At 70.4% G+C, this 811-nt stretch carries 1 protein-coding gene; it reads left to right on the top strand.

All coding sequences use genetic code 11. The annotated features are described in order from the left end of the window. The coding region (locus tag D9599_RS30765; protein WP_198385138.1) for an IS1380 family transposase at positions 1-811 on the top strand (811 nt) is incomplete at both ends.

Here is an 811-nt window from a genome sequence, read left to right as displayed (position 1 = left end):
GACCGGCTCGCTTCGCTGATTGCCGATCCACGCGACCCATCGCGCGTGATCCACCCGCTGGCCGATATCCTGCGGGCTCGCATCCTGGCCATCGCCTGTGGCTACGAGGATGCCGACGACCTCGACCACCTGCGCCAGGATCCCGGCTTCAAGCTGGCCTGTGGGCGGCTGCCGGACACAGGCCGGGACCTCTGCTCGCAGCCGACCATGTCGCGCTGGGAGAACGCGCCCTCCCTGCGCGAGGTGGTCCGGCTGATGCGGGCCATGGTGGACGTCTACTGTGCCAGCTATGCCCGCCCACCCGCGGCCGTGACGCTCGACATCGACGACACCGTGGACGTGGTGCATGGGCGTCAGCAGCTGTCGCTGTTCAACGCCCATTACGACGAGCGCTGCTTCCTGCCGATCCATGTCTACGACACCGCGGTCTCCCGCCCGGTGGCGGTGCTGCTCCGGCCGGGCAAGACGCCCTCCGGCGCGGAGGTCCGAGGCCATCTGCGCCGCCTGCTGCGGCAGATCCGGCGCCACTGGCCGAGGACGCACATCACCCTGCGCGGCGATGGCCATTACGGCCGCCCGGAGGTGATGGCCTTCTGCGAGGCCGAGGGCATCAACTTCGTCTTTGGCCTGCCGACCAACGCCACCCTGCGCGGCCTCGTCGAGAAAGCCGCCGATGATGTCCGGACCCGCCGTGCCGAGGAGGGCGTCCCGGTGCTGCGCCGCTATGCCGAAACCTCCTACGGCGCCCGGTCGTGGTCCGCCAAGCGCCGGGTGGTCGCGCGCATCGAGGCCAGCACCCTGGGGCTCGACA

It is taken from the genome of Roseomonas sp. KE2513, assembly GCF_016107305.1.
GTDB lineage: Bacteria > Pseudomonadota > Alphaproteobacteria > Acetobacterales > Acetobacteraceae > Roseomonas.
This window is presented reverse-complemented; position numbering and strand designations above follow the sequence as displayed.